Source organism: Gloeobacter violaceus PCC 7421 (genome assembly GCF_000011385.1).
GTDB lineage: Bacteria > Cyanobacteriota > Cyanobacteriia > Gloeobacterales > Gloeobacteraceae > Gloeobacter > Gloeobacter violaceus.
In genome coordinates, this window is the sequence record NC_005125.1 from 1,805,308 (window position 1) to 1,827,713 (window position 22,406).

Genomic DNA, 22,406 nt, shown 5'->3' on the forward strand with positions numbered 1-22,406 from the left:
GAATTGGGAGGGGTGCCGATGGCGGCTTTCCGGCGTTGGGCGCTGGCGCTGGGATGGCTGTTGGCGGCGGGATGCACAGAGGCTCCCGATGGCCGCAAAGCCCCGCTGCAGGTGGTCGCGACCCACAGTGTGCTGTGCGATTTGACCCGGCAGGTGGCCGGGCCAACCGTGGCGCTCACCTGTTTGCTGTCCGCCGGGGCCGATCCCCACCTGCACGCCATCACACCCTTCGACCGCCGCGCCGTCGAACAGGCGGATCTGGTGCTCTACAACGGCTTTGGCCTGGAGCCATTCATCGAAGAGTTGGCCGTCGCGGGAAAACCCCCGGCGCTGGCAGTGGGTGAAGCGGTGCTCGCGTGGCCTTTGACAATCGAACAGGAGGGTAAGACTGTGTCGGATCCGCACCTGTGGCACGACGCGGCCCATGCCCGGCGCATGGTGGAGATCATCTGTGACCGGCTTATCGCCCTGGTGCCTGAGCGCGCCGGGGTGTACCGGCAAAACGCCGCGCAGCTGGGTAGCGAATTGCTGCGCCTCGATGGATGGGTGCGGGGGCAGATCGCCTCAATTCCGGCCGCGCGCCGCACGCTGGTTACCACCCACGACGCCCTCGGCTACTACGGCCGGGCCTATGGCCTGGCGGTGGTCGGGATTGTCGAGGGGGGGAGCATGGGTGCCGGGCGGATCCGGGCGATTGTCAAGCGCATCCAAGCGACCGGGGTGCCGGTAATCTTCGTCGAATCGTCCGCCAACCCCAAACTTGTCACTACCGTGGCCCAGGCAAGCCGGGTGGGCGTGGCGCGCGGGGCACTCTACGCCGATAGTCTCGGTGAGCCGGGTAGCGGGGCGCACAGTTACCAGGCAATGCTCATCGCCAACACCCGCACTATTGTCACCAACCTCGGGGGTAGATACACTCCCTTTGAACCTGCGAAGCCTCAAGCAAGCCTGGCTCCTGCCCTAAGTACCCTTCGGCGGGTTCTGCGCAGGCGGCGGCTCCAGCAATTTCTTGGTGCGCTTAAGCCGCTTCCAAAGCAAGCGGATCTGCTCGTAGGCTTCCTCGGCGCTCAGGTTGCCCCCGGTCTCCAGCGCGCAGATATAACCCACCCGTTGGGCAAATTCCTGCAAATTGGCGTCAAAAAGCAGCCTTTCGGGACTGAATGCACCGTAGTAGCGACTGCGCGGGTGCAAAAACCGTTCGAGGGCGTCGCGCCCGTCGGGATCCTCCGGCTCGTTTGGCATTTCCCAAGTTCCTCCACAACGCGGGTACAACCGGCATAAGGTTAAGAATGGATTAAACTTCAAACCTTCGGTTCATTGTAGACGGAAGTCCGCAGACAGCGGGTTGGTGAATAACACTCCCTCGATTGTCGAACTTGGGTTGAAATCTTCGCTGTATACAGATGGAATTTGGTTGAGGCGAGCAGCTGCCCAAATCTGGGCGTCCCAAAACTCGAACCGGTGCATTTCAACTCCTCGCAGAGCTTCCAGGACCACAAACGGCGTCACATCGACCACCTCAAAAGTAGACAAATACCTCCGCACGCGTTCAATGGCTTCCTCAGCGCTGAGTAACTGCCGCCTAGTCCGGGTGGTAGCTGCAATGAATTCCCCAAGCACCTGGGTACTCACAACGGCCCGGGCCGTGCGCACCAAACCGTCGACAATTGCGATGGACCTCGCTTGCTTAGCAGCGTCAAAAGGATCGTAGACATATACCAAAATATTCGTGTCAAGAAAAACTTTAGCGTTCATGGAGGTCTGTGCGATTCCAATCGCGACCCCCGGGCAAGGGAACTCGCTTTTGAATTTCGGCAATGAACGCTTTTTCCTTTTCCCACGCATCGAGGCTGGGACGCGTGGAAGCAAAGCCCCGCAGATGTCGATCGATGGCCTGACGAATGAGTTCGGCCTCACTGGTGCCGCTTTGCTGCGCCATTTCCTTGAGAAGCTTTTCTTGATAAGGCTCGATGTAAATCTGTTTGCGCACTTTAATTCCCATCGGAGAATCTCTTCGGGGTTTATACATCATTTCATACATTATAGTAGGCGGTCTTCTGACCGACAGCATTCGATGATCAGTGTTTCGGATTTAGAGCGATTGGCGAGCATAGCCGTCGCCGGGCTTGCCCCCGCCGCAGTCCGTAAAACTTGCTGCCCGACGCGCCGTGGGTGTGGGCAAGGTCGGACGCGAACCGAGCCTGGTGACCCATGCCCTCGACGGCTACCCCGGTGGGGGCGGCATGCAAAATCATTCCTACGCATTGCCCAAGAACTCCTGCACCCGCCAAAAGGCTAGAATGCCCGCGTGTCCTCTTGCAAAGACGGCTTTATGTCTGCCGATTTTTGGAGCGCGTGGCGGTGCTTACCCGCGCGGGCGAGCGCGAGCGGCATTTTCTCGATTTGCTCTACTTCAGCACCGGCACATTCTTCCGCATCGGCTACGGCGATCAGGTGCCCACGGGCTGGGCGCGTTTGCTGGTGGGCCTCGAAGCGTTTTGCAATTTTCTTTTGGGTCTCGCTTTTATCGCCCAGTTGGCCCCGGCCGCCTGGCAGCATCTGGCCCGGCTGAGTCTGCACAACCAACTGGAAGGTTTCATCCGCAGCCGCAATTGATCGACGACGCCCGGGCTCGATCCCTCCACAAAAGGTAGATGCGCAGTCACGTTTTCGCGCGCTTGATCGAAGCAGTACAAGACATATTTTTGGAGGTTGGGTGTTCGCTCCCCCCTTCGGACCGCTTGAGCCCCCAGTGGGTCATCTGGCCCAACAAGCCGACCACCGCCAGTTCCAGAGACAACGGATGGTCGACGAACAGTTGCGGCCCCGCGGCGTCGAGGCGCAGGCGGTGCTCGCGGCGATGGCGAAGGTGCCGCGCCACCGCTTTGTCCCGCCGCCCTATACCCGGCTTGCCTACGAGGACCGGCCGCTGCCCATCGGGCATAGCCAGACGATTTCCCAGCCGTTTATTGTCGCCTACATGAGCGAGGCCGCCCGCATCACACCGGGTGCGAAGGTGCTCGAAATCGGCACAGGCTCCGGTTACCAGGCTGCCGTGCTGGCCGAAATGGGGGCAGAGGTTTACACCGTCGAGATTGTACCGGAACTGGCCAAGCGGGCGGAGCGCACCCTGGAGGAACTGGGCTACCGCAGTGTGCGCGTGAGGAGCGGGGACGGTTATCAAGGCTGGCCGCAGCACGCCCCGTTCGATGCGATCGTGGTCACCGCCGCCCCGGAGCGCATCCCGCAGCCGCTCATCGATCAGCTCGCGGTGAACGGCCGGCTGATCGTTCCGGTGGGCACCCAGACGGAAGACCAGCGGATGACGGTACTGACCAGAACGCCCGGCGGCATCGTCGAGCAAAAAACATTTCCGGTGCGCTTTGTGCCCCTGACCCGGGAGAAGCCTCAGGAACATTGACCCCACCGATGAGCCGTCAGCGGGGAAGCCCGTGTTCGTCGCAGCCCGGAATTTGCTCGGGGGGGCAGGAGTCTAAAACCGGCAGGGCGGCGGTTTGTCACGCGATTTCGTCAAGTCCGCCCGCGAGAGCGCCGAGCCGTTCGCGGCCATGGGGTTCATTCAAGTTCGCCGGGTCGGGACCGGCGGGGACGATGCCGCCGGGGTTGAGGGGAAAGAGATTGCCGTAGTAATCGCGCTTGACGCTCTCGGCATCGCAGGTGCCCGCCACGCCCGCAAGCTGATAGAGATCTCTCAGGTATGCCCCCAGGTTGCGATAGTCGCGGATGCGGCGGCGGTTGCACTTGAACAGGCCATGGTAGGCGATGTCGAAGCGAAACAGCGTCGTAAACAACCGCACATCCGCCAGGGTGACCCGTTCGCCGCACAGATAGCGCCGGGTCTCCAGGGCCGCGTCGAGGGTGTCGAGGGCGGTGAACAACTCCTCGATCGCCCGGTCGTAAGCTTCCTGGGTCTGGGCGAAGCCGCAGCGGTAGACGCCGTTGTTGACCGAGTGATAGGTCTTTTCGTTCCAGCGGTCGATAGTTTCGCGCAGTTCGGCCGGATAGAGCTCAAGATCCGGGCGGCGGGCAAACTCATTGAATTCGCCGTCGAGTATGACAATAATCTCGGCGCTTTCGTTGTTGACGATTGCGCGGGTGCGCGTATCCCAAAGCACCGGCACCGTCGCCCGGCCGGTGTAGCCCGGCCGGGCCAGGGCGTACAGTTGTGCGAGCGAACGGCAGCCCTCCTCCGGTCGCTCCAGCACCCAGCCGCCCGCCTCTGGAGACGGCTGGACCACCGAAACGCCAATCGCTTCCTCCAGCCCTTTGAGGGCGCGCACCACCAGGGTGCGGTGCGCCCAGGGGCAGCCCAGGCCGACGTAGAGCCGGTAGCGCCCCGCCTCCGGCGGGTAGGGGCCGTGCGCACCGATGACCCCGCGAAACTGGCCGGCCGGTCGCACGTATGCCCCTGTCCGGTCGCTGGGAGCGAGGCGTGCCATCATCGCGCGCCAGAGCGTCGTCCAGACTAAACGGCCCAGGCGGATGAGCAGACCGGGCGGCAGTCCCCCGGAGGGGCGCTTTGCAGCTGCAGATGATCGGGTCATAGGGGCAACCAGCGCTTAATGCCATTTAAGCCATTCGGCGGACCGGTTGGCAGTTGGAAAGCATGGGGCTGCCGCCGGACAGGCATGCTCTTGCAAAAACTGGAGCATGCCTGTCCGGCGGCGGGTAGAACGTGCCGGCATAAAGTCGCCAACTCCCGTCTAGAGGTAGATGTATCCAGATCTGCAAGTCGTCATGATGAAGTACAGCTTTTCCCCCGGCAAACAGCGAAGGCGGCGGCGATGACTCCCTCCCCAACGGCGGCGGATTACGAAGACGACCTCCCGAACGGCAGCTCCAAGGAGCATCCTGAACTGGACGAGCAAGCCGATCCACAGGCGGCTGACGCGCAGGGCGCAGCCCTCAAGGTGATCTCCCGGTTGCAGCAGAAGCTGCTCAACTGGGTCGAGCCCATGGGATTGGGGCTGGTGCTCGGTTCGGAGGCGTTGCGTAAACTGGGCGCGAGCGATTTGCAGGTGCCGGATCTGGCGTTTTTTGCCCGTGAGCGCCCGCGCAGCCGGCCCTACCGCGTCTTTGCGCGGGTGCCGGATCTGGTGGTCCGGGTCGCCACCGCCCCCGGCCAACGCGAACTGCTCGAGAGGCAGATTCTGCGCTGGCTGGAGCGGGGTGCCCAGGTGGGTCTGCTGGTCGAGAACTGGGGGGCCACGATTAGCGTTTTTCGCAAGGGCCAGGTGATCACCCTAGGCTTCGGCCAGGTGCTGAGCCTGCCGGAGGTGCTCCCCGGCTGGGAAATGCAGCTCGCTGCCCTCTAATCAAGTTTGTGGCGCGACGCTGGTTGCGCTCTGGCCGAAGAGGATTTTGCGGCTTTCCTCGGTAACGGTGGGTTGAGTGGCAAGCGCTTTGCCCTTTTCGTAGGCGCGCATCACCGCGGGGCGCTCACCAATGCGGGCGAACCAGCGCTTGAGGTCGGCAAAGTCTTCGAGATTTTGTTGCTGGCGCTCGTAGGGCACGATCCAGGGATAGCAGGCCATGTCGGCAATCGAATAGTCGCCCGCCAGAAAGTCACGCCCGGCAAGGTGCCGGTCGAGGACGCCGTAGAGGCGGTTGGTTTCTTTGACGTAGCGCTCGATGGCGTAGGGAATCTTTTCAGGAGCGTAGACCCCGAAGTGGTGGTTCTGCCCCGCCATTGGCCCGAGCCCGCCCATCTGCCAGAACAGCCACTCCAGGGCCGTCTTGCGCCCGCGCAGGTCGGCGGGCAAAAATTGGCCGGTCTTCTCGGCCAGGTAGAGCAAAATCGCCCCCGACTCAAACACCGAAACCGCTTCGCCGCCCTCGCCGGGTGCGCTGTCGACGATGGCGGGCATGCGGTTGTTGGGTGCAATCTGCAAAAATGCGGGCTTGAATTGGTCCCCGGTGCCGATATTCACCGGCACAATCCGGTACTCCAGGCCCGCTTCCTCCAGAAAAATGGTGATCTTGTGCCCGTTGGGCGTCGGCCAGTAGTACAGGTCGATCATGCGCTTGCCCCCGAAACGGTCCGTTGCTCATAATCGAGTCTAGCCTTGGCTTGGGTGACCTTTTGGGCGGAGGGTAATTTATCGTGAGGGGCGGCCGATGAACCGCGAATGGCTGGTGTTCCTGGCCTGCATGGCTGGACTGGTGCTCTACCTGGTCGCCTCGGCGCGGACCGAGATGTTTACGAAGTGGCCCCGGCGCCGGTGAAGTGAGAGTACCAGGCGGCAAGGCGCGCTGACTAAAACCTGTCCTAAGGGGCCTCCTGCCGCACCGGTCCGGCCGCAGGCAAGTCGTACTCGGGTTTGGGGACACCCTGCAAATATTTGTCGAACCAGCCCACGATGTGCTGCAGCCGCTCGATGCGGTACGAGGGCTTGCCCGTGCGCGACAGATCGTGGTTCTCGCCCGGAAATTGCACCATCACCACCGGCCGCTTCAGGTATTTGAGCGCCCGAAACAGTTGTTCGCCGCCGGCCCCGGGCGGGGTGCGCAGGTCCGCCTCCCCTTCGATGAGCATCAGGGGTGTCTTGATCTTTTCGACGTAAGTCATAGGCGAGCGGGCCTTGAAATCGGCCTCCTCCCGCCAGGGGGCTCCCCGAAACCAGGTCGGCGTAAAGAGGGTGAAGTCGGCGGTGTACCACCAGCTCGTCCAGTCGGCGATCGAGCGCTGGGATACCGCCGCTTTGAAGCGATCGGTGTGTCCCACCAGCCAGTTGGTGAGCACCCCGCCGCCGCTGCCGCCGGTCACCCCCAACCGGTTCGCATCGACATAGCCGCGCGCCAGCAGATAGTCCACCCCAGCCATCAGATCTTTGGCATCGTCGCCGGGATAGTTGAACTGGATGCTGTTGCCGAACTTTTGGCCGTAGCCGGTGGAGCCGCGCGGGTTGGTGTAGAGCACCACGTAGCCCTTGGCGGCCATCCACTGGACTTCGTGGAAGAACGTGTACCCCCAGGCGATGTGGGGACCGCCGTGAATGTTGAGGATGAGCGGATATTTTTTGCCCGCCTCGAATCCCGGCGGCTTGAACAGCCAGCCCTGGATGGTCTGGCCGTCGAAGCTCGGATAGTTAATCTCCTCCGGCGCGCTGGTCTGGAGCGTGTCGAACAGCGGGGCATTTCCACGGGTAAGCCGTCGCGGCGATGCGCCCAAAGAGAGCAGATAGATGTCCCCCACTTCGGTGGGCCGGGAGATTACCCCGGCAAAGCGGCTGCCGTCGGGGGTGGCGGTGTACTCGGCGATTTCGTGATCGCCGGTGGTAACGTCACTCGCGCGGCCGTCCGCGGCGTCGAAGCGCTTGAGGTTGGCACGGCCCCGCTCGGCGGTCGCGATCACAATCGAGCGGCCGTCGCCGCTCCAGACAGGCCGGTAGTCCGCAGCAGCCCGAGGGGCGCGCTGATCGCCCCCGATGCCGTCCCCGGCGTCGAAGTCATAATCCGCCGTCAAATTTTTGGGAGCCGCTCCCGGACTGAGATCGGCCACGAACAGATCCGGTTGGGTGTAGGAATACTCGGGTTTGGCATTGACAAACCCGACAAAGGCGATCCGTCGGCCGTCGGGGCTCAGGGCGAAGGTGCCGATCGGTCCGTCGATGTTGACAACCCGGCTGATCTCCCCGCCACCTGCGGAGACAGTGTAAATATCGGTGTCTACAGGCTCATAGTAAGCTTCGCGCGTCCGGTCGGAGGTGAAATACAGCCGCGTGCCGTCCGGCGACCAGGCAGGGGCATCTTCCTCGAATTCGCCTTTGGTGATCTGTTTTGCCGCCGGGGGCGGAGCCGCCGGGTCGGTGGGCAGGTCGACTATCCAGATATGTCCGGGCCGGTCCTCCTCCAGGTAGCCGGCGCCGTTGAAGCGGTAGATGGCCCGCTTGATGACGCGCACATCGCTTTTTTTGGGCTTGTCGTCTTCGTTTTTTTTCTGCTTCTCGGCAATGTCTTCGTTCTTGGTGGAGGAAGTAAAGGCGATGCGTCGGCTGTCCGGGGACCAGGAGATCCCCCCGGCCCCCTTGGGCAGGTCGGTCAAAGCCCGCGCTTCGCCCCCGTCCAGGGACAACAGATGAATCTGGGGCGGCTCGGATTTGCCGTCTTTTTCCGCCGAGCGCAAAAAAGCGAGGGTCTTGCCGTCCGGCGACCAGCGCGGGCTGCTGTCGCGCGCACCCGTGCTGAGCGGGCGCGCCTCGCCGGTGGCGGTCGCAACCTGCCAGAGGGAAGTGGTGTAAGTGTCCTTTTTCTCGTCGACGCTCACCCGCACATAGACGACGCGCGCGCCGTCGGGCGATAGGCGCGGGTCGGCGACCCAGTTGAATTTGAGCAAATCTTTTTCGGTGATCGGCCGTTTGGACTCGGCGGCAATCCCCGGCAAGGGAACGGCAAAACCGGCGCAGCAGACAAAAAGGGCGGCAGCCAGGACGGCACGCCGGCAAAGACATTTCAATCCCATGGGCAGTCGCCTTCGGTGGAGTGTGGATCAGGAAGTCGGACTGTAAAATTTGTCCCGTGGTTCCAGGCCGCACCGAAAATCATCGCCCGCTGCAAATCGCCGCTCAAAGTTCACTGTTGATTTTGATCGAAAAGGTGTCCCCGCCGGTTTGTCCGGCCAGAGGCAGGTTGTACCAGTAATGAAATTCGATGCGCGGCAATTGCACCCCCAGGTGCAGGCGTTGGTGGGTCGCGCCGTAGCGGCCGGTGTCCCAGGCCATTCCCTCGCGCAGCTCGAAGCCGGTGGCCAACTGCAGTTCGGCGACGGGCTGAAATTTGACGTCGAGGCCCAGGCGCTGGTTGAACAGGCCGTTGCTCGGTTGGCGACCGTCATAACTCATGTCGAGGGCGGTGCGATCGAACAGCGGAAAAAGCAGGCGGGCGGTGGTGGCATCCTCTCCCCCCGTCTGGTAGCGAAACCGAATTTCGGTGGCGCCAATCAGGATGCGGATGTTGCCCGCGAGGGCCTCGCGCTCGCTGTTGGCCTGCTGCGTGACGCCGAAGCGTTCTAGCTGCCCATCCAGGCTGAAGCTGAGCGGCCCCAGGGTCCACTCGCCCGATTGAAAGCGAAAGCGGTCGTACCAGTTGGGGCCGTCCGCTTGATTCTGCCAGTCGTAGCTGAGCGCGCCCAGCAGCGTCATGTACTGCAGCCGTGTCGCGAAGCGCAGCCGCGAGTAGGGATCGGCACTCTGGCGCTCCAGTTGGGTGCTCAGCTGCACATTGTCGAGCGGTTGCCACTCCAGGCGGTTGGTGGCGCCCTGGGTGGGCGGCCCCCCCGCCGCACCGAACTCGCGGGCACCAAGCAGCCACTGCAGGTTCGGATCGAGGTAAAACCGGTTTTCTCCCGACAGCGCCGAGAGATCCGGACGGTCGGCCCCAAGCTGCCCCCGCGGGTCGCCCCGATCCACCACGGCCGTCCGGCTCAGACCCAGCTCAAAGGCCGCCAGGCCGCGCACGGAAGTGCCTTCGACGGCGCTGACGCGCAGGCTCTCGACCTCGCCGAGCTTGAAGGCCTCCAAGGGCGTGTCCGGGCGCGTAGCCAGGGACGGCCAGGTAAACAGCGGCTGCACGGTGAGCGGGTTCAACCACAACTCCTGCGCCGACAGGGGCGCAGTACAGCAGCACAGCAGGTTCAGGGCTACAAGCAAGGGGTTTCGGAACACTGCCCGTCTCACCTATTCTGGGGAGATTCTATCTATTTATTTCAATTTTGGCAGCCGTGACCCCCCCATTGGGCCCAAGATCCCATTTTGTTTGGGATCGAGGAGGCAAATCGTCGGCTTCCTCCCAAGGCGCCTAGTCGGGCCGCTCGGGAAAATAGAATAGTGATAAAGCCCTGGGGTTCCTGCGGGGGAGCCCTGGCGCAGCCGACAGGTGGCCCGTGGCCGTGGACAACTCTGGCAGACACTACGACGAAGAGCAACTGGCGGCCATCCTCAAGCGCGCCGTCCAACTGCAGCAGCAGTCCGGCTCGTCCGACTCCCACCTCAGCCTGGGCGAGATCGAGCAGATCGCCCGCGAGGCGGGCATCGATCCGAGTTTCGTACGCCAGGCCGCCTCAGAACTGGCCGCCGGAGGTGGGCGGGACGCTCCCGCTTCGCCGCTCGGGGGGCCGTCCGCCCTTGCCTTCGAGCAGTCGATCGCAGGCATTCTGGTGGGCGACGACTTCGACCCGCTCCTTGAGGAAATCCGCAGCGCCTTCGCCGATCCCGGCCACCTCGAAGGCCCACGGTCAATCGACCGGCCCTGGCGCTTCGAGTGGCGGCTCTTTAACTGGGGGGGAGTCTCGCTGCAGACGGGCAAGCAGTCCCCGATTACCCGTTCGCTCACCTGGCGCTCGTCCCAGGCGAGCATGCGCGAAATTGGCGTGCGCGTCTACTCACTGGGAGGGGCAACCGTCGTGCGCGTCGAGGAACAACTGGGCAACGCGGCGGTGGGCCTGCTCACTGGAATGATGACGCTACCGATTTTTCTAATCTTTCCCCTCACTTTGCTGCTGACCCACTCGGCGGCCATCGCCCTCGCCGCCACGGCCCTCTCGGCCCTGGGTGCCTACTGGCTTGCGCGCGGCTTCTACCGTGCGGTGACCCAAAAACGCAGCCGCCAACTCAGGCAACTGTTCGACCGGTTGGTCCTTCAGGTGCGTCAGACTCTGGGGATTGCTTAGGGTAGGCGTCAGAATAAAATCGCTCCTTAACCAGGTTTCCGACCATCTTTCTCGGCCTAGCGACAAGCCGGCCCCTCCGCCGCAGTCGACACGCGTCGTGCAGGCCCTGGAAGAGTAAGCCCATCCAACCTGCCAAGCCCCGTTCCCAACCGTGTCGCTAAGTTCGGGGGGTGTCGGGGGGCCGGCAGCCCCGCGAGGCGGGGAGGTTGGAGAGCGCGAGAGGGGAACCCGAAGGGGGTTCCGCCTCTCGCTCCACAGACTCGCGTGCAACACCAACCGCCAGGTACCAGGCCATTAACTTGACAATTTTCTAACCGCTTAAGACAGAATCCACCCATTCCAATCTACCAAAAGATAGATGCGCGCCGAGCGAACCCATGTAGCTTTAGAAAGCACTGCAAAGCACTTTTCTCACAGGGTTCGATACAATGGCAACCATATTGCGCCGCCGCTCCCTGGGCAATCCCTGGGAGCAGTTCGCCAACTGGATTACCTCCACCGACAACCGCTTTTACATCGGCTGGTTCGGTGTACTCATGGTCCCGACGTTGCTTTCTGCGACGATCTGCTTCGTCGTCGCCTTTATCGCCGCCCCACCCGTCGACATGGACGGCATCCGCGAGCCGATTTCCGGTTCGCTGCTGTACGGCAACAACATCATCACCGGCGCGGTGATCCCGTCCTCCAACGCCATCGGCCTGCATTTTTATCCCATCTGGGAAGCGGCCAGCATGGACGAGTGGCTCTACAACGGCGGCCCCTACCAGTTGGTTGTGTTTCATTTTTTGATCGGCATTTTCGCCTACCTGGGCCGGGAGTGGGAATTTTCCTATCGGCTGGGACTGCGCCCCTGGATCTGTGTCGCTTACTCGGCCCCAGTGGCCGCCGCCACCGCCGTGTTCTTGATCTACCCAATGGGCCAAGGATCGTTTAGCGACGGGATGTCCTTGGGCATCTCCGGCACGTTCAATTTCATGTTCATCTTCCAGGCCGAGCACAACATTCTCAATCACCCGCTGCACATGTTCGGGGTGGCCGGGGTATTCGGCGGCTCCCTGTTCGCCGCCATGCACGGCAGTCTGGTGACTTCATCGCTGATCAAAGCGACTTCCTACGAAGAGTCCCAGAACTACGGCTACAAGTTCGGACAGGAAGAAGAAACCTACAACATCGTCGCCGCCCACGGTTACTTCGGCCGCTTGATTTTTCAGTACGCCAGTTTCACCAACAGCCGCTCGCTGCACTTTTTCCTGGCGGCCTGGCCGGTGATTGGCATCTGGCTGACTTCCCTGGGCATCTGCGTCATGGGTTTCAATCTCAACGGCTTCAACTTCAACGCCTCAATTACCGACAACCAGGGACGGACCATCTACACCTGGGCGGACATCGTCAACCGCGCCAATCTGGGCATCGAAGTGATGCACGAGCGCAACGCCCATAACTTCCCCCTGGATCTGGCCGGGACGGAGTCTGCTCCAGTGGCCTTCGCTGCAGCCCTGGGCGACGGCTGAACCTCCTCGCTTAAACTTGAGCGGCACCGGCATCCTCAAATGTCGGTGCCGCTCAAGTCGGGAGCGCTTTGCGAGACAACCAGAAACGATCCGCCTGCTTTGCGCCCGGCGTATTGCTCATTAAATAGGAGAAATGCAATGCGGGCTCTACTGCTGTCGACTTCCCTGTGCTTTTGTCTGGCTTCGCTTGCCCAGGCAGCACCCAAGACGCTCAAATTCGATCAGGGCACAGCGACTTACACCAACCGCGACGCCTTTGCCAGTTGGGAGGGCAATACCTCCGACATCGGCGGCACGCTCATCCTGGATGATCAGACGGGTGAACTGGTCAAAGGCGAGATCCAGATTGGTCTTGCGGCCATCGACTCGGGCAACGGTGCGCGCGACGCCCGGATGCGGGGCGAGTTTTTGCAGACCGAGAAATATCCCAAGGCGACTTTTGTCGTCACCAAGCTCGAAGGTTTCCCGAGTGTCGCCGAGTGGAAGAAATGGGGCCTCAAGCAGACCGGCAAGATCCACGGCGATCTGACCATCAAAGAAGTCACCCGCCCAGTGGTCTTCGAGGCCGAGGCCGTGTATCTCGGCACCGAGCTGAAGGTGAGCGGCAAGGGCCAGACCAAGATGACCGACTTTGGCATCTCCCCGCCGAGTCTGCTGTTTGTCACCGTCGATGACGCCATCGGCCTGAAATTTCAGGCGGTGGCACGACCGGTCAGCACCAATGCCGGGTTGTAGAAAGCTTCCTATCTACAGTCGGGGTACCTGAACCAGGGAAGCTATTGGTTCCCCCAGCCGGGTAAAGTCATTGGGGTTCAGGGTCAACAGTACATCAGACTGGCTCTGTAGGGCTGTTTGAGCAATCAAGGCGTCGTAGATTCCGCCGCCCGGTAAGCCCAATTCCGCCATCAGAGCCACCACCGAACGGTAGTCACCCGCGGTAAGGGGAACGGTAGTCACGTACTCTGATACTTCCAAGATGAGGCGCTTGGCCAAAAGTGGTTGAATGCGAGGCCTGAGCGGCAGACGAGTCAGGACAGCATAACTTTCGGCAAGGGTGCGCACAGCCATCAATCCTTGAACTTGTCCGCTTCGCGCTCGCTCAACCCATGACCAGCAGATTTCGTGATTCTCATGGCTGTGCACAATGGCAGGCACCAGGACCGATGTGTCAAATAGAACCTTCACCGACCACCCAATTTCCGAATGCGCTCCTCCCGCAGCTCCTGGATGACGGTCCTCAGGTCTCCAATGGGCTCAGAGTCCACCACGAGTACTCCCCCTTTGTAGTAAACCTTCTGCTCTTGTTGGATTGGAGCCAATAGTATCACTCCGTCTCGAATTTCTAAGTCGAGTTTGTCCGAGGCAGATAGCCCAAGCTGGTCACGGACCTTCTTCGGAATGAGAATGCGCCCGAACTTGTCGATTGTCAGGGTGTCCATGGTTGGCAATTTTAGCTCAGATTTGGCAAACTGGATCCTGGCTGCAGTGATTGCGCCAACTCGGGCTGTAGCTTTGGGCGTAGCACAGACGACTTCACCGCTGGCTGCACTGGAGCAACTCACAACCAAAAAGCTCAGAACTCGGCGAGGCAAGGTAGCCTATACCAACCGCAACATTTCATCGGTTGGGGGCAAACACCCCTACCCTCACCCGTCCGTTAGTCTTCCGGGTGGAGGCAAGCTACTTGAGCAACGATTTGAAGCATCGGTAGAGGAGCTGGTCGTCTTTGCCAGCATCGACACCTCCAAGCTTCATCTCTAAATGCTGCATAAACCTCGGCTTTGGCAACTAGATAGCTCCAGACGTAGCAGGTACAGATTCCATGGCTTGCAACGCATCTACGGAACGCTCCTTTGCAAATGCCAAGTTGCGATGCAATGGTTTATCCACCATCCAAGGGGTCTCCGCATTCGACAGGTGTGTTCACCAGCGGGAGAAAGTCGTGTCGGTGACCAAGAGTCAAATTACGAGGAAAAATCATGGATTACGGCCCCGACGCATTGTCTCAGGTGGACCTGGGTATGAGCAATCGAAATGCTAGTTCATACTTCGAACTTCCCCTAAAGTTTGATCGAAGAAAAATTCTGTTTGGGGGAGCTGCAATTTTGCTGGTTGGCTGCGGAGCTTCCATCAGCGAGTATCAACAGTTCGCCCAAGCCGGTACAGCCTATGCTGCCGCCCTTGACAAATTATTAGAAGCAACGGGTGCCATCCTGCTCGATGCAAGCTCAGAGAGATTGTTGGCTAATGATACCAACAGTGACGTCCAAGAAGATACCAAGAGGTACGACCGAATCACCGACCTGGACGAGCGCTGGCTCGTATTGTTGCGCAGGATGCGCTCTCACACGTCACTGCTCAAACGCTATTTCGATACCCTCTACGAACTAGCCACGTCCGATGCTCCTGCAAAAGCGCAAGCAGCTGCAGCGAAGATCGGAACTGAGCTTGCCAACCTGGGCGTTCTTTTTAGAACGGCTCCACCTACTGCTGGCCAAGTGTTTGGCAAGGTTGGTGAAATCGTCATCAAAGCACAGATCAGGGGAGCGCTGCGCGCAGAACTTGAAACTCGAGAAAAAACGATTCGCTCTGAAATGAAGATTCAAGAAGAGCTGTTGAAATTTTTGGAGATTAAGCTCACAGAAGATCTTAAGCAGGTTCAAAGCATCAAAAGCGATAGGTACTTGCGTACTCCTTACATTGCCTTACAACCCGTAGAGAAATCAGAAGGTTGGGTGGAGAAACGCAAGGAAATTCGACTCATCACGTTTCGGATCGATGAGTTGGATAAAGCTCAAAAAGCGGCCAGCAGCTTATTAGAAGCTTTCGAGGCTCTATTGCAAAACGACCTCACTCCCGCTCGGGCTGCCGAACTTCTGGCAGACATTGAAGCTTTTCTCAAACTCACCCAAAGGCTAAATGCATAAGCCGGTTTTTGGAGCCCACCCAAGTTATTGTCCACTCGCAGCAAACAAATCAGCATAAATCATGGAGGCGATGAGATGCAAGTTCTCAATGTACAAAGAGCCCTGGTTTTTTATCAACAGATCAAGCAACGAGAAACGCAGTTGTACATAGAAGGAATTCTGGATCGCTTTGGCAGCGAAGCAGATAAAAATCGATTTAAGAAGGCTCGCAGCCAATACTCCATTTACGTAGAAACGGTGGAATTAGATATTGCCTCGGTCATCGTAAGGGAGTTGGAAAAGCTGAGAAATGACTTTGAGAGCGGCATCCGCGACCTCGATAAGGCAATCGACGATCTGGATGCTACTGTTGACCTTCTCAATGCTTTGGCAAGTGTACTGGGTATTCTGGCAAAAATTATCACCCTGCCGGTGTAGTGAGCTCAAACGAAAAGATCTTGTACGGCAGCCTTTCCGATACGCTACGCAACAAACGATTGTCCTCTCTGCCCGCGAGAAATAGCCTCTATTGTCTGCCGCCACTTTGCGCGTGGTTGTAGCCAACGAGCCGTTGTATCGCTCGCCCTGCAGCTTCTCGGTAACTCAGAGAGCCCGAAAGCAGTCTGCCCATCGTGCGGGTGGCGGAGGGGCGGTGAACGCCGACTTTGTAGGCGATGCGCGGAAAAGCGTAGAACACCTGGGCGAGGCGGTCGGCCCAGCGCAAATCCTCTCCCCACTCGCTTTTGATGTGCTCGCTGTAGCGGGCGAGCGCATGGGTGTCTCCTGCTAGAGCCTCGGCGACAGCGTGAGCGGCCTGCACACCGGTGTACAGCGCAGGGCGGATCCCCTCGGCGGTGAACGGGTCGACGATCCCGGCCGCCTCGCCGCACAGAAGCGCGCCCTCGGTGTGCAGCAACGACGGGCCTTTCCAGAGCAAGAGCGGGTGGCCGTGCAGGGTGATTCCGTCCAGCGAAAGTCCAAAGTGGGCGACGTACTGGGCCAAAGGGGTTTTGAGATCGACTTTGCGCCGCCCGAAGCTGCCGATACCGATCGAGTGGGCGCCGTTTTTGGGGAAGTTCCAGAGATAGCCGTCCTTGACCATCCCGAATTCGAAGTGGGCAAAGTTCGGCTCCGGTACCGGTGCGGAAATTTCGACTTCGATCGCCCCGCCAATGGCCACGGCCCGCTTTTCGAGGCCCAACCAGCGGGCGGTGGGACCTTTGGCGCCGTCTGCACCGATGAGGTAGCGGCTGTAAAACGGTCCCGCATCGGTGTCGAGCCGCCAGCGATCCCCGCTGCGGGTAATCGCACCGACCGGGCAGGGCGCGTGCAACTCGGCCCCGCGCGCCACGGCCTGGGAGATCAAAAAATGGTCGAACACGTCGCGGCGGACCATCCAGATGGGTGTCTGCAGGCCCAAAGGCGCCTCGACCCGCTCACCCATCTGCCAGGTGTAGCGGATGGTGTCGACGTAGGCGCAGATGGCGGGAGAAAAATCAAAGTCGAACCAGGCGGCCACCGCCGGGGAGACGCCGCCGCCGCAGGGCTTGTAGCGCGGCAAAGATTGCTTTTCGAGCACCAGCACGCTGTGGCCGCACCGGGCCAGATGGTAAGCTGCCGCTCCGCCCCCCGGTCCCGCCCCAATCACCGCGCAGTCGAATATTTCCGCCATCGCTTTGCCGCCTTGCGAGCCTCCGGAAGCTTATCGTGCCACAAAGATTGCGGCGATTCGGCCAGATCTTGGCAGATTATTACGACCAGTTGACACAATGGAGAAGTGATTACTTCGTCGCTGTTGATTCCTGCCTTGCTCGTTCTATCCAGCCTCGGTTTTCTGGGCTGGGGGTTTTTGCAGGCGCGCAAAGCCGGGCGGGTGGGCATCCTTGCCTGGCTGCAGGCCGTGGTGCTCTTTTTGCCCTGGGTCGGCTTTTTTGGTCTGTTCTGGCTCGGCATTCAGATCAACTTTGGGATATTGCTGGTGATTCTACTGGCCACCACCGGCGCCTACATCTGGCTGGGGCGCCTGCTGCGCGAGGCGGCGGGCGAACAGGAAAAGCGCCTGCGCGAGCGCTACCGGGCGGAACTGGAAGCCAGACGGCAAAGGGGAGAAGCCGGCGGGGACGGTCATGGAGAGGCGATGCCCCCGCCGATTGCCGAAATGCAGGCGGAAGCGCTCGCCATCCCCGAGGAGGACCGCCAGAAGCTGCAGAGTTTGTTCGGCATCGACACGTTCTTTGCCACCGAGACGCTGCCTTTTCGCCAGGGAGTGCTCTACCGGGGCAATTTGCGCGGCGACCCGGATATCGTCTTTCAAGCCCTCAACGAAAGGCTTCAGGCCCTGTTTGCCGATCGCTACCAGCTGTTTTTGCTCAACGACGAATCGGGTAAGCCGACGGTACTGGTGCTGCCCAGCGACCGCGACCCCTTCCAGGCACGCAAGCTGCCAATCGCCATCTCCATCGTCCTGATGGTGTTGTCGTTTGCGGCGGTCTATCTACTGGTCACCCCCAGCAGCGTCAACGCCTTCTCGCCCGAGGGCGTGTCTACGGCTCTGCCCATCGCCGTGGGTGTGCTGTTCACACTGTTTGCCCACGAGGCCGCCCACCGCTGGCAGGCGAAGCGCTACGGCGTGCGCCTCAGTTCGGCGTTCTTGCTGCCGCTGCTCACGCCGATTCCGGTGCCGCCCGCCGGTTTCGCGATTTACCCCGGCACCTTCGGCTCGCTGACGCGCCTCGATTCGCCCCCCCCGAGCCGCCGCGCCCTCTTTGACATCGCCTTTGCCGGACCGGCGGTGGGCGGGCTGGTGTCGCTGGGCTTTTTGCTGGTGGGATTGGCCCTTTCGGGTGTGGCAAATCAGGCGGGACCGCTCACGGTTCGGCCGGCTGACCTCAACGTGCTGGTCGGGATCTTCGTGCGCTTATTGCTGGGTCCAGTGACCGACAGCCAGTTTGTCAATTTGCATCCCTTGTCGATCGTGGGTATCTTCGGGTTGCAGATAACCGCCCTCAGTCTGCTTCCCGCAGGCCAACTCGACGGCGGTCGAATCGTCCAGGCGGTCTACGGTCGGCGCACGGCGCGCATCACCGGCATCGTCACGCTGGTTTTGCTGGGCATCATCGGCATCTTTGTCCCCTGGTACCTCTACTGGGCGGTAATCGTGCTGTTGTTTGCCCGCACGCCGGAGCGGCCCACCCTCAACGAGATCACCGAGACCGACAGCCGCCGCGACGCGCTCGCTATTTTGGCCCTGTTTGCGATGGCCGCCATCTTGCTGCCGCTCACGCCGCAGATCGCTCTTCGCCTGGGGCTTGGGGGCTGACGGCCTTTGCCGCCCAGACGTTAGAATCTTGACGCATCGGATACGAACGAAGGTACTTTGCCGTGGTTTCCCAGACGAGCGGCCGGCGGCCGGTCTTTCCTTTTACCGCCATCGTCGGCCAGGAGGAGATGAAACTGGCCCTCATCCTCAACGTCATCGACCCCAAGCTCGGAGGGGTAATGATCATGGGCGATCGGGGAACCGGCAAATCGACGACCGTGCGCGCCCTGGCCGAACTGCTTCCGGAGATCGAAGTAGTAACGGGAGATCCCTACCACAGCGACCCCTACAACCAGGATCTGATGAGCGACGAGGTGCGCGGGCGCAAACTGGCAGGTGAAGCGTTGCCCGTCGAGCGCCGCCAGGTGCAGATGGTGGATCTGCCCCTCGGGGCCACCGAAGACCGCGTCTGCGGCACGATCGACATCGAAAAAGCCCTCTCCGAGGGCGTCAAAGCCTTCGAGCCGGGGCTGCTCGCCCGTGCCAACCGGGGCATTCTCTACGTCGACGAGGTCAACCTGCTCGACGACCACCTGGTGGATGTACTGCTCGATTCGGCCGCTTCCGGCTGGAACACGGTCGAGCGCGAGGGCATCTCGGTGCGCCACCCGGCCCGCTTCGTGCTGGTCGGTTCGGGCAACCCTGAAGAAGGCGAACTCAGGCCCCAGTTGCTCGACCGCTTCGCCATGCACGCCGAGGTGCGCACGGTCAAAGATCCGAAATCGCGGGTGCAGATTGTCCAGCAACGTGGCGAATTTGACGGCAACCCCCAACGCTTTCTTGCCGCTCACCGCAAGGCGCAGCAGGAACTGACGCGGCGCATCGCCAAGGCCCAGCAGTTGCTCAAAAAAACCGAAGTCTCCGACGATTTGCAACTGAAGATCGCGCAGGTCTGCTCCGAACTGGATGTGGACGGGTTGCGCGGCGACATCGTCACTGACCGCGCCGCCCGGGCCCTGGCCGCCTTCGAAGGGCGCGGCCGGGTCACCGTCGAGGACATCCAGCGGGTGATCGTGCTGTGCTTGCGCCACCGGTTGCGCAAAGATCCGCTCGAATCGATCGACTCGGGCTACAAAGTCGAAAAAGTCTTCCGACGCATCTTCGACTTGCCCCCCCCCGAGACCAACGCCGCCCAGTAGATTGTTTTGCGGCAAATCGCAACACTAGATGTAGTGAATCCTCCAACGGCAAGTACATCGAACGCAGCTTTTGTTGCGAGGCTCGCCCTGCGGGGGGGGTGGCCGTTCCGTTAGGATAGGGACATACAGGGCAGCCGAGTTCAACCGTACGGGGGAGACCCCCATATTTGTCCCGGGCTAGGCTGACTGGTAAGTGAGCATTCCCACTCCACATTTCTGGGAGGAAGAAGAGTATGAAACGGTCGCTGTTATCCCTCGCGGTTGTGGGCCTGGTGGGTGCCGCCGGTGCTTTCCTGCCCGTGCAGGCACAGCAGTATTCGCAGTACGAATACAATCGCGGGGGCAACCGCCAGTTCGATGTCGGCGTCACCCGGCTTGCCCCTGGGACGATCGTGCCGGTGTCGCCCGCCGACCAGCAGGGAACCGTCTACTTGGATCCGGGCACAGCCAAGTTGACTTCGATGGTGATTGCCGAGGACGTCTACGACGCCGGCGGCAACATCGCCTTGCCTGCGGGCACCGAGATCCGCGGCACCTTCAAGCCGGTCAAAGGGGGCCTGCGCTTCTTTGCCGACTCCGCTTCGATTAATGGCCGCTACTACACGATGCGCGCCAGTTCCCGCGTCTTGAAGGACATCAAAGATCCCCGTCAGACATCCGCCGGCAACATCGCCGCCGACGCCGGTATTGGTGCGGCAGGCGGTGCCCTGGTCGGTTCGCTGTTTGGCGGCGCGGGCTGGGGCGCTCTGGGCGGCGCCATCGCCGGTACTGCTATCGGCAACGCCGGTGCGTCCCAGGTCGTGGTCATCAGCGACAACGACCCGGTCGATCTGCGCCTCGAAGCCCCTCTGACGCTGCGCTACTAAAATCGCATCTGCTTCAAGACTGCGCGCCCCGGCGGGATTTCCCGCCGGGGCGCACTTTTTAGTTGACCGTTCCAGTTCGGTGCTTCTTGCTGTGGTCTGGCAGTTTCTAGGCCGCGGCGGATGCTCAGAAGGCCTGGATCCACTCGTGAATTTCGTAACCCGTCCAGATCTGGTTTTCCCAGTAAGGATCCGCTTCGACCAGGGTGCGGGCCTCCGCTTCCGTGTCGGCCTCGTAGATGCCGAAGACGCGGGTGAGGTCGCGGGTGGGGCCAATAGTGATCACTTTGCCCTCGGCTTTGAGTTGGGCGAGGCGGTTGAGGTGCGCCTCGCGGTAAGGGGCGCGCTTTTCGAGCACATCCGGGCAGTAGGTGCCGGTCAGAACGTACTTTGGCATGGGTCGATTGTGCCACAAGGGGGAGGCGATAATGGCGGGAAGACTGGAGGGTCGCGATGGTTGCGCCGGACTTTGAGCGCTTCGAGACACTGGCAAAAGACGGCAATTTTATTCCTGTGTACCGCGAGATTCTGGCGGATCTCGAAACGCCGGTCTCTGCCTGGTATCGAGTCTGTGACGGGGCGAGGGAAAGTTTTTTGCTCGAATCGGTCGAGGGGGGCGAGAGGCTGGGACGCTACAGCTTCCTGGGGTGCGAGCCGCTCTGGACCCTCGCCGCCCGGGGCGATACGTGCGAGCAGGTGTTTCGCGACGGTGGGCGGCTCACCCACACGGGCGACCCGTTCGCGGTGCTCGATCGCTGTTTGGAACCCTACCAGCCGGTGCACCTGCCGGAGTTGCCGCCGGGAATCGGTGGGCTTTTTGGTTACTGGGGCTATGAACTGATTCGCTGGATCGAACCGACGGTGCCCGTGTATAGCGATCCCGACGGCCTGCCCGACGGCTTCTGGATGCAGGTCGATTCGCTGCTCATCTTCGATCAAATCAAGCGCAAGATCTGGGTGATCGCCTACGCGGATCTGCGCGAGGGCGACACGGCGAGCGCCTACCGGCTCGCCGGCCAAAAAGTGGACGCGCTGGTGGAACGATTGGCCCGGCCCGCCGCCAAGGCCGAGCCCCTGGGCCTGGAGTGGACGCCCCACAGGGTCCAAGCCCAAAGTACCTTCAGCCGCGAGCAGTACTGTGGGGCCGTCGAGCGCGCCCGCGAATATATCCGGGCTGGGGATATCTTTCAGGTGGTACTCGCCCAGCGCTTCAGCACGCCCTTTGCGGGCGAGAGCTTTGATCTCTACCGGATGCTGAGGGCGATTAACCCTTCGCCCTACATGGCTTACTACCAGTTCGGCGATTTTCAACTGATCGGTTCGAGCCCGGAGGTGATGGTGCGTCTGGATCGGCGCGACGGGGGAGCCCTCGCCACCGTCCGGCCGATCGCGGGCACCCGGCGGCGCGGCCAGAGCGAAGCGGAGGACCGCTGGCTCGAAAAAGATCTGCTCGCCGATCCCAAGGAGGTGGCCGAGCACGTCATGCTCGTGGATCTGGGCCGCAACGACCTGGGCCGGGTGTGCAAACCGGGCAGCGTGCGGGTGGACGAACTGCTCACCGTCGAGCGCTACTCCCACGTCATGCACATCGTCTCCAACGTCACCGGCGAACTAGCCTCCGGCCGAGGGGCCTGGGATCTGCTCAGGGCCACTTTTCCGGCCGGTACGGTGAGTGGCGCCCCCAAAATCCGGGCGATGGAGATTATCCACGCACTGGAACCGTTTCGGCGCGGACCCTACGCGGGCGCCTACGGCTACTACAGCTTCGACGGCCAGCTCAACACCGCCATCACCATCCGCACGCTGGTCGTCCACGGGGGGCTCGCCAACATCCAGGCCGGGGCGGGGCTGGTGGCCGACTCGGTACCCGAGACCGAGTACGAGGAAACGCTCAACAAAGCCCGCGGCATGCTCGAAACGATCGCCCGCCTCGCCCGGAGCGGGGGCGCGTCCGCTAACGTAGAAGGGCAAGTGCAATAGC

The 22,406-nt window shown here is 61.4% G+C and carries 24 protein-coding genes and 1 pseudogene; 14 read left to right on the forward strand and 11 right to left on the reverse strand.

The window, feature by feature from the left end; all coding sequences use genetic code 11:
* Nucleotides 1–18: 18 nt before the first annotated feature.
* Nucleotides 19–885 (forward strand): annotated as a pseudogene (locus tag GLL_RS22890) (metal ABC transporter solute-binding protein, Zn/Mn family); the annotation flags it as partial.
* 75 nt (nucleotides 886–960) lie between these two features.
* On the opposite strand, the gene GLL_RS23670 reads toward GLL_RS22890, so the two are convergent.
* From GLL_RS23670 to GLL_RS08790, 3 genes are all read right to left on the reverse strand, one after another.
* On the reverse strand, nucleotides 961–1,242 hold the full coding sequence (locus GLL_RS23670; RefSeq protein ID WP_011141694.1) for a DUF7219 family protein: 282 nt from the start codon (nucleotides 1,240–1,242) through the stop codon (nucleotides 961–963).
* A gap of 72 nt (nucleotides 1,243–1,314) precedes the next feature.
* Nucleotides 1,315–1,755: a PIN domain-containing protein gene (locus GLL_RS08785; protein WP_011141695.1), complete on the reverse strand. Its 441-nt coding sequence runs from the start codon at nucleotides 1,753–1,755 to the stop codon at nucleotides 1,315–1,317.
* Nucleotides 1,745–2,002: a CopG family transcriptional regulator gene (locus GLL_RS08790; RefSeq protein WP_197530146.1), complete on the reverse strand. Its 258-nt coding sequence runs from the start codon at nucleotides 2,000–2,002 to the stop codon at nucleotides 1,745–1,747. The genes GLL_RS08785 and GLL_RS08790 overlap by 11 nt, the downstream gene beginning before the upstream one ends.
* A gap of 314 nt (nucleotides 2,003–2,316) precedes the next feature.
* Between GLL_RS08790 and GLL_RS08795 the strand changes: the two genes are divergently transcribed.
* The gene (locus GLL_RS08795; RefSeq protein WP_164928831.1) at nucleotides 2,317–2,616 is read left to right on the forward strand and encodes a potassium channel family protein; all 300 of its coding nucleotides are present in this window, start codon (nucleotides 2,317–2,319) and stop codon (nucleotides 2,614–2,616) included.
* Between the two features lie 100 nt (nucleotides 2,617–2,716).
* A complete protein-coding gene (locus GLL_RS08800) occupies nucleotides 2,717–3,421 on the forward strand; it encodes a protein-L-isoaspartate(D-aspartate) O-methyltransferase (RefSeq protein WP_011141698.1) in 705 nt (234 codons plus the stop codon).
* A 97-nt stretch (nucleotides 3,422–3,518) separates the two neighbouring features.
* On the opposite strand, the gene GLL_RS08805 is transcribed toward GLL_RS08800, so the two are convergent.
* On the reverse strand, nucleotides 3,519–4,565 hold the full coding sequence (locus GLL_RS08805; protein ID WP_011141699.1) for a glutathione S-transferase family protein: 1,047 nt from the start codon (nucleotides 4,563–4,565) through the stop codon (nucleotides 3,519–3,521).
* A gap of 240 nt (nucleotides 4,566–4,805) precedes the next feature.
* On the opposite strand from GLL_RS08805, the gene GLL_RS08810 reads away from it, so the two are divergent.
* Nucleotides 4,806–5,336 carry a Uma2 family endonuclease gene (locus tag GLL_RS08810; protein ID WP_164928832.1) on the forward strand — a complete coding sequence of 177 codons (531 nt, stop codon included), beginning with the start codon at nucleotides 4,806–4,808 and terminating at the stop codon, nucleotides 5,334–5,336.
* Here GLL_RS08810 and GLL_RS08815 read toward each other — a convergent pair whose 3' ends face one another.
* From GLL_RS08815 to GLL_RS08825, 3 genes are all read right to left on the reverse strand, one after another.
* The gene (locus GLL_RS08815; RefSeq protein ID WP_011141701.1) at nucleotides 5,337–6,041 is read right to left on the reverse strand and encodes a glutathione S-transferase N-terminal domain-containing protein; all 705 of its coding nucleotides are present in this window, start codon (nucleotides 6,039–6,041) and stop codon (nucleotides 5,337–5,339) included.
* Nucleotides 6,042–6,289: 248 nt separating this feature from the next.
* Complete coding sequence (locus GLL_RS08820) at nucleotides 6,290–8,482, reverse strand: S9 family peptidase (protein ID WP_011141702.1); 2,193 nt, start codon at nucleotides 8,480–8,482, stop codon at nucleotides 6,290–6,292.
* A gap of 103 nt (nucleotides 8,483–8,585) precedes the next feature.
* Nucleotides 8,586–9,605 (reverse strand): hypothetical protein, encoded by a 1,020-nt coding sequence (locus GLL_RS08825; protein ID WP_164928833.1) that lies wholly within the window; start codon nucleotides 9,603–9,605, stop codon nucleotides 8,586–8,588.
* A gap of 302 nt (nucleotides 9,606–9,907) precedes the next feature.
* On the opposite strand from GLL_RS08825, the gene GLL_RS08830 reads away from it, so the two are divergent.
* From GLL_RS08830 to GLL_RS08840, 3 genes are all read left to right on the forward strand, one after another.
* Nucleotides 9,908–10,687 (forward strand): hypothetical protein, encoded by a 780-nt coding sequence (locus tag GLL_RS08830; protein ID WP_164928834.1) that lies wholly within the window; start codon nucleotides 9,908–9,910, stop codon nucleotides 10,685–10,687.
* 428 nt (nucleotides 10,688–11,115) lie between these two features.
* Entirely contained in the window at nucleotides 11,116–12,198 is a 1,083-nt protein-coding gene (gene psbA, locus GLL_RS08835) for a photosystem II q(b) protein (RefSeq protein WP_011141705.1), read from the forward strand.
* A gap of 138 nt (nucleotides 12,199–12,336) precedes the next feature.
* On the forward strand, nucleotides 12,337–12,933 hold the full coding sequence (locus GLL_RS08840) for a YceI family protein (protein WP_164928835.1): 597 nt from the start codon (nucleotides 12,337–12,339) through the stop codon (nucleotides 12,931–12,933).
* Between the two features lie 12 nt (nucleotides 12,934–12,945).
* Here the strand turns inward: GLL_RS08840 and GLL_RS08845 are convergent, their stop codons facing one another.
* Nucleotides 12,946–13,383 carry a type II toxin-antitoxin system VapC family toxin gene (locus GLL_RS08845; RefSeq protein ID WP_011141707.1) on the reverse strand — a complete coding sequence of 146 codons (438 nt, stop codon included), beginning with the start codon at nucleotides 13,381–13,383 and terminating at the stop codon, nucleotides 12,946–12,948.
* Entirely contained in the window at nucleotides 13,380–13,637 is a 258-nt protein-coding gene (locus GLL_RS08850) for an AbrB/MazE/SpoVT family DNA-binding domain-containing protein (RefSeq protein ID WP_011141708.1), read from the reverse strand. Before GLL_RS08850 ends, GLL_RS08845 begins: the two co-directional genes overlap by 4 nt.
* Here GLL_RS08850 and GLL_RS08855 point away from each other — a divergent pair.
* The 3 genes from GLL_RS08855 (at nucleotide 13,636) to GLL_RS08865 (ending at nucleotide 15,542) form a co-directional block, all read left to right on the forward strand.
* Complete coding sequence (locus GLL_RS08855) at nucleotides 13,636–13,959, forward strand: hypothetical protein (protein ID WP_164928836.1); 324 nt, start codon at nucleotides 13,636–13,638, stop codon at nucleotides 13,957–13,959. The two genes, GLL_RS08850 and GLL_RS08855, sit on opposite strands and share 2 nt — an antisense overlap.
* A 218-nt stretch (nucleotides 13,960–14,177) precedes the next feature.
* Nucleotides 14,178–15,125 (forward strand): hypothetical protein, encoded by a 948-nt coding sequence (locus GLL_RS08860; RefSeq protein WP_011141709.1) that lies wholly within the window; start codon nucleotides 14,178–14,180, stop codon nucleotides 15,123–15,125.
* Between the two features lie 75 nt (nucleotides 15,126–15,200).
* Nucleotides 15,201–15,542: a hypothetical protein gene (locus GLL_RS08865; RefSeq protein WP_011141710.1), complete on the forward strand. Its 342-nt coding sequence runs from the start codon at nucleotides 15,201–15,203 to the stop codon at nucleotides 15,540–15,542.
* A gap of 88 nt (nucleotides 15,543–15,630) precedes the next feature.
* Here the strand turns inward: GLL_RS08865 and GLL_RS08870 are convergent, their stop codons facing one another.
* Nucleotides 15,631–16,767 carry a geranylgeranyl reductase family protein gene (locus GLL_RS08870; RefSeq protein ID WP_164929640.1) on the reverse strand — a complete coding sequence of 379 codons (1,137 nt, stop codon included), beginning with the start codon at nucleotides 16,765–16,767 and terminating at the stop codon, nucleotides 15,631–15,633.
* A gap of 114 nt (nucleotides 16,768–16,881) precedes the next feature.
* Here GLL_RS08870 and GLL_RS08875 point away from each other — a divergent pair, with 114 nt between their 5' ends.
* The 3 genes from GLL_RS08875 to GLL_RS08885 all read left to right on the forward strand — a co-directional run bounded on the left by GLL_RS08875 (nucleotide 16,882) and on the right by GLL_RS08885 (nucleotide 20,428).
* Nucleotides 16,882–18,423 (forward strand): site-2 protease family protein, encoded by a 1,542-nt coding sequence (locus GLL_RS08875; RefSeq protein WP_011141712.1) that lies wholly within the window; start codon nucleotides 16,882–16,884, stop codon nucleotides 18,421–18,423.
* Between the two features lie 35 nt (nucleotides 18,424–18,458).
* Entirely contained in the window at nucleotides 18,459–19,562 is a 1,104-nt protein-coding gene (bchI, locus tag GLL_RS08880) for a magnesium chelatase ATPase subunit I (RefSeq protein ID WP_407919992.1), read from the forward strand.
* A gap of 233 nt (nucleotides 19,563–19,795) precedes the next feature.
* Nucleotides 19,796–20,428, forward strand: coding sequence for a hypothetical protein (locus GLL_RS08885; RefSeq protein WP_011141714.1), 633 nt, complete (start codon nucleotides 19,796–19,798; stop codon nucleotides 20,426–20,428).
* Nucleotides 20,429–20,552: 124 nt separating this feature from the next.
* On the opposite strand, the gene GLL_RS08890 is transcribed toward GLL_RS08885, so the two are convergent.
* On the reverse strand, nucleotides 20,553–20,822 hold the full coding sequence (locus GLL_RS08890) for a YciI family protein (protein WP_011141715.1): 270 nt from the start codon (nucleotides 20,820–20,822) through the stop codon (nucleotides 20,553–20,555).
* Nucleotides 20,823–20,878: 56 nt separating this feature from the next.
* Here GLL_RS08890 and trpE point away from each other — a divergent pair, with 56 nt between their 5' ends.
* Nucleotides 20,879–22,405 carry an anthranilate synthase component I gene (trpE, locus tag GLL_RS08895; RefSeq protein ID WP_011141716.1) on the forward strand — a complete coding sequence of 509 codons (1,527 nt, stop codon included), beginning with the start codon at nucleotides 20,879–20,881 and terminating at the stop codon, nucleotides 22,403–22,405.
* The last annotated feature ends 1 nt before the right edge of the window (nucleotide 22,406 follow it).

Excerpts from the sequence above, each read along its gene's own strand:
- GLL_RS08840 (WP_164928835.1), top strand. The coding sequence starts at position 12,337 with ATGCGGGCTCTACTGCTGTCGACTTCCCTGTGCTTTTGTCTGGCTTCG.
- GLL_RS08790 (WP_197530146.1), bottom strand. The coding sequence starts at position 2,002 with ATGGGAATTAAAGTGCGCAAACAGATTTACATCGAGCCTTATCAAGAA.
- GLL_RS08785 (WP_011141695.1), bottom strand. The coding sequence starts at position 1,755 with ATGAACGCTAAAGTTTTTCTTGACACGAATATTTTGGTATATGTCTAC.
- GLL_RS08810 (WP_164928832.1), top strand. The coding sequence starts at position 4,806 with ATGACTCCCTCCCCAACGGCGGCGGATTACGAAGACGACCTCCCGAAC.
- psbA (WP_011141705.1), top strand. The coding sequence starts at position 11,116 with ATGGCAACCATATTGCGCCGCCGCTCCCTGGGCAATCCCTGGGAGCAG.
- GLL_RS08815 (WP_011141701.1), bottom strand. The coding sequence starts at position 6,041 with ATGATCGACCTGTACTACTGGCCGACGCCCAACGGGCACAAGATCACC.
- GLL_RS08865 (WP_011141710.1), top strand. The coding sequence starts at position 15,201 with ATGCAAGTTCTCAATGTACAAAGAGCCCTGGTTTTTTATCAACAGATC.
- GLL_RS08890 (WP_011141715.1), bottom strand. The coding sequence starts at position 20,822 with ATGCCAAAGTACGTTCTGACCGGCACCTACTGCCCGGATGTGCTCGAA.
- GLL_RS08805 (WP_011141699.1), bottom strand. The coding sequence starts at position 4,565 with ATGACCCGATCATCTGCAGCTGCAAAGCGCCCCTCCGGGGGACTGCCG.
- GLL_RS08850 (WP_011141708.1), bottom strand. The coding sequence starts at position 13,637 with ATGGACACCCTGACAATCGACAAGTTCGGGCGCATTCTCATTCCGAAG.
- GLL_RS23670 (WP_011141694.1), bottom strand. The coding sequence starts at position 1,242 with ATGCCAAACGAGCCGGAGGATCCCGACGGGCGCGACGCCCTCGAACGG.
- GLL_RS08820 (WP_011141702.1), bottom strand. The coding sequence starts at position 8,482 with ATGGGATTGAAATGTCTTTGCCGGCGTGCCGTCCTGGCTGCCGCCCTT.
- GLL_RS08855 (WP_164928836.1), top strand. The coding sequence starts at position 13,636 with ATGGTTGGCAATTTTAGCTCAGATTTGGCAAACTGGATCCTGGCTGCA.
- GLL_RS08885 (WP_011141714.1), top strand. The coding sequence starts at position 19,796 with ATGAAACGGTCGCTGTTATCCCTCGCGGTTGTGGGCCTGGTGGGTGCC.
- GLL_RS08860 (WP_011141709.1), top strand. The coding sequence starts at position 14,178 with ATGGATTACGGCCCCGACGCATTGTCTCAGGTGGACCTGGGTATGAGC.
- trpE (WP_011141716.1), top strand. The coding sequence starts at position 20,879 with ATGGTTGCGCCGGACTTTGAGCGCTTCGAGACACTGGCAAAAGACGGC.